General features: G+C 74.4%; 7 protein-coding genes. 4 read left to right on the top strand and 3 right to left on the bottom strand.

Translation table 11 applies throughout. From position 1 onward, the window contains the following. Nucleotides 1-102: 102 nt before the first annotated feature. Both ACWGDE_RS32885 and ACWGDE_RS32880 read right to left on the bottom strand, forming a co-directional pair. On the bottom strand, nucleotides 103-330 hold the full coding sequence (locus tag ACWGDE_RS32885) for a FeoA family protein (RefSeq protein ID WP_453392702.1): 228 nt from the start codon (nucleotides 328-330) through the stop codon (nucleotides 103-105). Nucleotides 331-418: 88 nt separating this feature from the next. Next, nucleotides 419-1,396 carry a LysR family transcriptional regulator gene (locus tag ACWGDE_RS32880; protein ID WP_453392701.1) on the bottom strand — a complete coding sequence of 326 codons (978 nt, stop codon included), beginning with the start codon at nucleotides 1,394-1,396 and terminating at the stop codon, nucleotides 419-421. 166 nt (nucleotides 1,397-1,562) lie between these two features. Here ACWGDE_RS32880 and ACWGDE_RS32875 point away from each other — a divergent pair, with 166 nt between their 5' ends. Both ACWGDE_RS32875 and ACWGDE_RS32870 read left to right on the top strand, forming a co-directional pair. Continuing rightward, nucleotides 1,563-3,023, top strand: a complete 1,461-nt coding sequence (locus ACWGDE_RS32875) for an MFS transporter (protein WP_453392700.1) — start codon at nucleotides 1,563-1,565, stop codon at nucleotides 3,021-3,023. A gap of 125 nt (nucleotides 3,024-3,148) precedes the next feature. Next, the gene (locus ACWGDE_RS32870; RefSeq protein WP_453392699.1) at nucleotides 3,149-5,395 is read left to right on the top strand and encodes a SpoIIE family protein phosphatase; all 2,247 of its coding nucleotides are present in this window, start codon (nucleotides 3,149-3,151) and stop codon (nucleotides 5,393-5,395) included. Nucleotides 5,396-5,429: 34 nt separating this feature from the next. On the opposite strand, the gene ACWGDE_RS32865 is transcribed toward ACWGDE_RS32870, so the two are convergent. Further along, on the bottom strand, nucleotides 5,430-6,548 hold the full coding sequence (locus tag ACWGDE_RS32865) for a glycerol dehydrogenase (RefSeq protein ID WP_453392698.1): 1,119 nt from the start codon (nucleotides 6,546-6,548) through the stop codon (nucleotides 5,430-5,432). A 280-nt stretch (nucleotides 6,549-6,828) separates the two neighbouring features. On the opposite strand from ACWGDE_RS32865, the gene dhaK reads away from it, so the two are divergent. Continuing rightward, nucleotides 6,829-7,827: a dihydroxyacetone kinase subunit DhaK gene (gene dhaK, locus ACWGDE_RS32860; RefSeq protein ID WP_453392697.1), complete on the top strand. Its 999-nt coding sequence runs from the start codon at nucleotides 6,829-6,831 to the stop codon at nucleotides 7,825-7,827. Between the two features lie 46 nt (nucleotides 7,828-7,873). After that, on the top strand, nucleotides 7,874-8,153 hold a 280-nt coding region (locus tag ACWGDE_RS32855), incomplete at its 3' end, for a DAK2 domain-containing protein (protein ID WP_453392696.1).

The following is an 8,153-nucleotide window of genomic DNA, read 5'->3' as shown; positions in this document are numbered from 1 at the left end:
AGACATTGGGGTTGCCGACGAGGGCGACGACGGGCGCCACGACGGGCGCGCCCGCCTCCCGCTCCATCGTGGTGCCCGCCCCGGCCCCGGCCGCGTGGCAGCTCATCGCGCCCACCTCAGCCGGCCGGCGGTCCGGGAGTCCAGCGCGACCCTGGTGTCACCGAGCCCGACGAGCAGACCTCCGGTGGCGCCTCTCGCGATCACGGTGACGTCGGCGCCCGGCACGAAGCCGAACTCCAGGAGCCGGCGCCGGCTCCCTCCGGCCTGGCCGGGGTCGATCCCCGTGATGCGTACGGTCGTCCCGGGACGGCTGTCGTTGAGCGACGGCACCGGACCTCCTTCATCGGTCTGCTTAGGCAAACCTAAGCAGCGCGGGACGGTCCGTCAGCGGGGCGAAGTCCCCGACCGGCAGGGACTTTCAGCCCCCCGGTCCCGGTCCGCCCTCGGCCGATCGGCCGAGACCGGGCGCGTGGTGGGCGGCCATCAGCGCGCGGGCGCAGTCGCGCAGCCAGGCGTGCCCGGGGTCGGCGTCGTGGCGGGGGTGCCAGGCCATGCCGAAGGGCAAGGGCGGGAGCTCCAGGGGGACTTCGAAGACCTCCAGCCCCAATGCAACGGCGAGCGGCTCCGCCTGACTGGTGATCAGCCCGACGAGGTCGGAGTCCCGGAGCACGAAGAGGGAGGCGGGGAAGGTCCCGACGCTGCCCACCACCCGCCGGGTGAGGCCCTGTTGGGCGAGGGCCGCGTCCACGGGGCCCTCCAGGCGACCGCGCCGGGAGACGATCAGGTGCCGGGCGGCGGCGAACCGGCGCGCGGTGACCGGCCTCCGCAGCAGGGGGTGCCCGGTACGCGCGACGGCCAGCATGCGCTCGTCGTCGAGGTGCTCGACCCGCACTTCCGGGGAGCGGGTGTCGATCACGCCGAGTTCCAGGTCGGCGACGCCCTCGCGCAGCGCCGGCACGTCGACGTGGCTCTCGGCCAGGAAGCGCAGCCGCACTCCGGGGGCCTCCCGGGCGACCCGGTCGAGGAGCGCCGCGCCGAAGACGGCGGTGAAGGCCTCGTTGGCCAGCACGGTGAAGGTACGGGTCAGGGTGGTCAGGTCCACCCGGCCGCCGGCCAGGAAGAGCGCGCGGGCCCGCTCCACGACGGCCCGGACCTCGCCCTGGACGGCGAGGGCGTGCGGGGTGGGGACCATGGCCCGGCCGGCCCGGACGAGGACGGGGTCGCCGAGCGCCTTGCGGATCCGGCCGAGGGTGCGGCTCATGGCGGGCTCGGACAGGTGCAGCCGGGCCGCGGCCCGGGACACGCTCGACTCCTCCAGGAGGACGTCGAGGGCGACGAGGAGGTTCAGGTCGAGGCCGGTCGCGCCGCCCACCGCTCCGGATTGCGTCACGTGCATGAATCCCTTGCATAACTTGCACTGGAAAGCAGGTCACTCCAACCCTACGGTGAACACGGAACGGAGAGCGCGGACCGGGACACCGCCGGACGGAAGACCGCCGCGCCGCCACCCCGTCCCCGTACCGCCCCACCCGCCGCCACCCCACCGACTCCGAGGAGGAGCCGTGCTCCGCCATGCCCTCAAGCGGGAACCGACCCCCGCCCGCGTCCCCCGTCTCCCCGCCCCCGCGCTCACCCGCGGAGCCCTGCTGGTGCTGTGCGCCTGCGTCCTGGTCGCCCAGGGCATGGTCGCCGCCGTCAACCTGCTGATTCCGCAGCTCGCCGCCTCCTCCCTGCACCCCACGTCCGAGCAGTTGCTGTGGGCGGTCGACGCCTACGTCATCGTCTTCGCGGCGCTGCTGATCCCGGCCGGCGCCCTCGGCGACCGCTACGGCCGCAAGGGCGCCCTGCTGGCCGGGATCGCCCTGCTGGCCGCGGGCGGGGCGGTCAGCGCGCTCGCCTCCGGCCCTGCCGTACTGATCGCGGGGCGCGGGGTGTGCGGGGCCGGCGCGGCCCTGATCATGCCCGCCACGATGTCGATCCTGGTCCACCTCTCCCCGCCGGAGCAGCGCGGCCGGGCGCTGGCCACCTGGACGCTGTCCGCGGGCCTCGGGGGCCTGGCGGGCAACGTCGGCGGCGGTCTCGCCGGGCAGTTCCTCACCTGGCGGGCCCTGTTCTGGGCCGTGGTCCCGCTCGGAGCGCTGCTCGCGCTCGCGGTCGCCCGCACGGTGCCCCGTACGCCCGCCCGCGCCGACGCGGCCGTCGATCCGACGGGGGCGGCCCTGCTGGCGGGGGCCCTGTTCGCGGTGGTCTACGCGATCATCGAGGGGCCCTCGTACGGCTGGGGCTCGGTGCGCGTGCTCGGGGCCTTCGCCGCCGGCGCGGTGCTGCTCGCCGCCTTCACCGGCTACGCGCTGCGCGCCGCCCGCCCGCTGCTGGACCCGCGGATCTTCGCCTCGCGGAAGCTGCGCGCCGGGACCCTGGGCATCGGCGCCGCCTTCTTCGGGCTGTTCTCGCTGTTCTTCGTCAACGCCCAGTACCTCCAGTACGCCAAGGGCTTCTCCCCCGCCCTGGCGGGACTCGCGATCGTCCCGCTGACCGTCGGCATGGCCCTGGTGCCCAAGTACGGCGCCCGGCTCGCGGAGCGGTACGGGCCCCGGCTGCCCGTGGGCGCCGGGCTCGGCCTGATCGGCGGCGGGCTCCTGCTGGTCTCCACCGCCGGCGCGGACACCCCGTACGCCCTGTACGCCGTCCACCTGCTGGTGCTGTCCATCGGCACCGGGCTGTGCGCGCCCGCGCTGACCCTGACCGTGGTGTCCGAGCTGCCCGCGCACCAGGCGGGGCTGGGCTCCGGACTGAACACCGCGGCCCGCGAGATCGGCGCGGCCCTCGGGGTGGCGGTGGTCGGGACGGTACTGGCCTCCCGCTTCCACGGGGTGCCGCACGGCGCCGCCGAGGTCACGGCCTTCACGGACGCCATGGGGGTGGGGCTGCGCACGGCGGCCGCGGTGCTCCTGCTGGCGGCGGTCGCCGTGCTCGCCGGCTACCGGGAGCGCACCCCGGCCGCGGCCGCGCCGGCGGCCTGACCTTCGAGGGCGAATCCGTCCTCGGACACGGCTTCCGCGCCCGCCGGACCGAGGACGACGGGAATCGGGAGTACCTACGGCATACCGGGTGTGCGGCGGCACCGGCACGGGCGCATCCTGAAGGGGTGACGGCGAGACCGGACATCGGCGGCCCCGTCACCGACGCCACGGCCCGGGTGCTCGCGCGGGCCGCTCTCGATGCCGTGGGGGCCGCCGACGGGTACGCGGGCGGGATCTACCTGCGCTCCGGCACCGAGGGGCTGCTGCGGATGGCGGTCCTGACCGGGATCCCGGGCCCGCTGTTCCGCCCCTGGTGGCGGATGCACGTGAACCGTCCGTACCCCGTGGCCGAGGCCCACCGTTCCGGCCAGTCCGTGCACCTGCCCGACGCGGAATCGGCGATGCGGCGCTTCCCGCAGCTGATGGCCGGGCTGCCGTTCCCCTTCGGCTCGCTGTACGAGCCGGTGGCCCGCGGCCGCGAGCGCTACGGCGTCCTGGTGGTCCTGCGCCCGGAGACGCCCGGGCAACCGGTCGGGCCCGGCCACCGGGAGCGGCTGCGCGCGGTGGCGCACCGGCTGGCCGGGGAGCTGTCCGCGCTCGCCGCGGGCGGGGCCCCGGTGACCTGGGAGGACGATCCGATGTGCGTGCCCGGGCCCGGTCCCACCGGCGGCGCCCGCACGGCCGTGGACCGGCTGGACCTTGCCGTGCTGTCCGTGGACCGGCAGGGCCTGATCGGATTCGCCAACTCCGTGGCCCGCTCCGCCGCCGGACCCCTGCTCGGCACCGAAGGGCCGGAGTTGGGCGGGCGGATGCTGTGGGAGGCGCTGCCCTGGCTCGGCCACCCCGCCTACGACGACCACTTCCGGGCCGCGTTCCTCGCCCCCGCGCCGGTGCACTTCCTGGCCTCCCCGCGCGGCCGGCAACCGCCCCCGCGCTGGCTGTCGGTGGGCCTGCACCCCGGGCCCGACGGGATCACCGTCACCATCGCCGCGGCCGAACCGCCGGCGTACGCACCCGAGTCGGCGGTGCGGCCCGGCGCGGGTCTCGGACCCTCCGGCTCCGGACCCACCGGCTCCGGACCCTCCGGCTTCGGTTCGGCCGGTCTGGGTTCGCCCGCCGACCGGGCCTCGGCCCTGTACCGTCCGGTGGCCCTCGCGATCGCGCTGACCGAGGCGGTGACGGCCCGACAGGTGTCGGCCGTGGTCACCGAGGAGCTCCTCCCGGCCTTCGGCGGACGCCAGTTGGCGATCTACCTGCTGGGCGAGGGGCATCTGCACCTGGCGTGGGAGACCGGATTCCCCCAGGGCTTCCTCAACCGCTTCGACGGGGTCGCGCTGGACGTCCGGCTCCCCGGCGTGGAAACCCTCACCACGGGCCGGCCCCTGTTCTTCGAGTCGATGGAGCACCTGGCCTCCGCCTATCCGGGGATCCCCCTGGACGCCCACGTCGGGGCCCGCGCCTTCCTCCCCCTGATCGCCTCCGGCCGGCCGGTCGGCTCGTGCATCCTCGGCTTCGACGCACCGCGCGGGTTCAGCCCGGAGGAGCGTACGGTGCTCACGGCGCTGGCCGGGCTGATCGCACAGGCCCTGGAACGGGCGCGGCGCTACGACAACGAATCGGCGGTGGCCCGCGGGCTGCAGGCGGCGCTGTTGCCGCACCGGCTGCCGGTGCGCGAGAACGTGGCCACGGTGGGGCGGTACCTGCCCGGCACCGCCGGGATGGACGTCGGCGGCGACTGGTACGACGTGCTGGACGGGGGTGGCGGACGGCTCGCGCTGGTCATCGGCGACGTCCAGGGCCACGGGGTGGCGGCCGCGGCGACGATGGGCCAACTGCGCAGCGCCGTACGGGCCTTCGCGCTCACCGGCAATACCCCGGAGCAGGTGCTGCGCGGCACGAACCAGCTGCTCATCGACCTCGACCCGGGCCAGTTCGCCAGTTGCTGCTACGTACTCCTCGACCCGGCGACGGGCCTCGCCCTCGCCGTCCGGGCCGGCCATCCCCAGCCGCTGCTGCGGCACCCGGACGGCCGGACCGAGGTCCTGGACCTGCCGGGCGGGGTGGTGCTCGGCGTCTACCCCGAAGCCGACTATCCGCCCGCGCGGCTGCGGATCGAGCCCGGGGCGGTGCTCGCCCTGTACACCGACGGGCTGGTGGAGATCCCGGGCACCGACATCGACGACGGCGTGGAGCGGCTGCGGGCCGCGCTGGCGGCCGCAGGTCCCGCTCCGCTGACGGAAATGGCGGACCGGCTGGTGGGCGAGGCGGAGGCTTCGGCCACCCGGCCGGACGACATCTGCCTGCTCCTGGCCTCCCGGACGGCCGGACCGGACGGGGCCGCGGGGGACGGCCCGCGCGCCGGAGCCCCGTGAGGACGACCCCTGCGGCCCTTGCGGTTCAGCGGCCCTAGCAGGACTTCCCGGCGCTCGCGCGGGCGTACGCGTCACCGGCGATCAGGGCGTCCGCGACCATGTCCGGGGTCACCGGGAAGGGCATGTTGTGCGTGGTCTCGCCCTCCGCCGTGGCCGCGCGCCCGATGGCGAGGAGCTCCTCGCGGTCCGGGTCGCCCAGGCCGACCTCGGCGAGGGTGGTCGGCAGTCCGACGGCGCGGCTGAACTTCAGGTAGGTGTCCAGCTCGTCGGTCGGGGCACCCTCCAGGATCAGTTGGGCGAGGGTGCCGATGTTGACCTTCTCGCCGTGCATCATGCCGTGCGTGCGGTGGGAGACGGTCAGCCCGTTGTGGATGCCGTGCGCGGCGGCCAGGCCGCAGGACTCGAAACCGAGGCCGGACAGCAGCGTGTTGGCCTCGGTGACCTTCTCCAGCGCCGGGGTGACCACATGCGCCTCGGCGGCCAGGCGCGCCTGGGGACCGTACTCGATCAGGGTCTCCCAGCAGAGGCGGGCGAGGCTGAGGGAGGCCTCGGTGGCGAGGCCGCCGGCCATGGCGACGCGGTGGGCGGCGACGCAGACGCGGGCCTCGTACCAGGTGGCGAGCGCGTCGCCCATGCCGGAGACGATGAAGCGGCTGGGCGCGTTCGCGACGAGCGCGGTGTCGACGAGGACCAGGTTGGGGTTGCGCCGGAAGAAGGAGTAGCGCTCGAAGGCGCCGCCCTCGGTGTAGATGACGGCGAGCGCGCTGGTCGGGGCGTCGGTGGAGGCGACGGTGGGCGCCGATACGACGGCGATGTCGCCCAGGGCGTGACCGACGGCCTTGGCGGTGTCGATGGCGGTGCCGCCGCCGATGCCGATGATGACGTCCGCGCCGGCGGCCTTCGCCGCCGCGGAGACCCGGTCGATCTCCTTCTGCGTGCAGAGCCCGCCGAAGACCTCCTTGGTCAGCTCGACCCCGGCCGCGGACAGGGAGTCGGTGACCGCGCTGTCGACGAAGCCCCAGACGCTCTTGTCCGCGAGCACGACGGCGTTCGTCCCCAGGTGGGAGGTGTGCTCGCCCAGGTCGTTCATCGCTCCGGCGCCCTGCACGTACTTCGGCGGGCTGATCATCATGCGCGTACCGACGGTCTTCACGTGAATCCTCCTCATTGCGAATTCATTTCCGCTTGCTCATTAATCCCTATCACGGATTTCGGCGGCCGCGGCGATATGCACGGTCCCCCTTGCGGACGGGCCCTTTCGCGCCCGCATCCGGGACCAAGGACCCGGCTCGTCCCGATGGTTCACCGGGGTAATGTTCCAGCCAAGTGCCCCGGAAGCGGTGGCGGATCGGCGACGGTGCCGGGTTAATACCGTCCCGCAATTCCAATTTCCGCTCCGGTCCGGCGTTCCGTGTTTCAGGAAAGAGGCCCCCGTGAAGAAGCTCATCAATTCCCCCGAGAGTGTCGTCGCCGACGCACTGCGCGGAATGGCCGCGGCTCACCCGGGGCTCCGCGTCGAGGCGGACAAGGGCATCGTCACGCGGGCGGCCGGGCAGGGTGAGGGAAAGGTCGCGCTGCTGTCGGGCGGCGGCAGCGGGCACGAACCCCTGCACGCCGGGTTCGTCGGGCGCGGCATGCTGGCGGCCGCGGTGGCCGGACCGGTGTTCACCTCGCCGGTTCCGGACAACATCGCGCGCGCCACGTGCGCGGTCGACGCGGGCGCGGGCGTCCTGCACATCGTGAAGAACTACACGGGCGACATCCTCAACTTCACGATGGCCGCCGAGGACTGCGAGGACGAGGGCGTCAAGGTCGAGCAGGTCGTCGTGGACGACGACGTGGCCGTCGCCCGGACGGCGAACGGCCCGGGCCGGCGCGGCACCGGCGCCACCCTGTTCGTCGAGAAGATCGCGGGCGCGCTCGCCGAGGAGGGCGCCTCCCTCGCCGACGTCGCCGCGGTGGCCCGCAAGGTCAACGCGAACTCCCGCAGCTACGGCGTCGCGCTGACCTCCTGCACCACCCCGGCCAAGGGCACCCCCAACTTCGAGCTCGGCGAGGACGAGATCGAGCTGGGCATCGGCATCCACGGCGAGCCCGGACGCGAGCGCCGCAAGGTCATGACCGCCGCCGAGACCGCCGAGGCGATGCTCGACGCCATCCTCGACGATCTTCCGGAGGCGGCCGGCGCCCCGGTGATCCTGCTCGTCAACGGCCTGGGCGGCACCCCGCCCGTCGAGCTGTACGTCATGCGGGCCGAGGTCGAGCGGGTGCTCGGCGAGCGCGGGATCACCGTGGCCCGCTCGCTGGTCGGCAACTACGTCACCAGCCTGGACATGGCCGGCTGCACCCTCACCCTGTGCCGCGCCGACGAGGAACTGCTGCGGCTGTGGGACGCGCCGGTGGACACCCCGTCCCTGCGCTGGGGCTGCTGAGCCCTCCCCTCTTCCCCTTCCCCGCCACTCTCCAGGAGCCGTCTCCATGACCGCCACGCCCGCCACCCCGACGACCCCCGTACTGGACACCGCCTACTTCCGCCGCTGGATCGCCGAGACCAACCGGCTCGTACGCCGGGACAGCGCGCGCCTCACCGAGCTGGACGCGGTCATCGGCGACGGGGACCACGGAGCCAATCTCGTACGGGGCTTCGGCGCCGTCGGCGCGGCCGTCGCCGAGCAGCGGCCCGCCACCCCCGGAGCCCTGCTGACCCTGGCCGGCACCACCTTGACGAACACCGTCGGCGGCGCCTCCGGGCCGCTGT

This window comes from Streptomyces sp. NPDC054956 (assembly GCF_053609185.1).
This window is presented reverse-complemented; position numbering and strand designations above follow the sequence as displayed.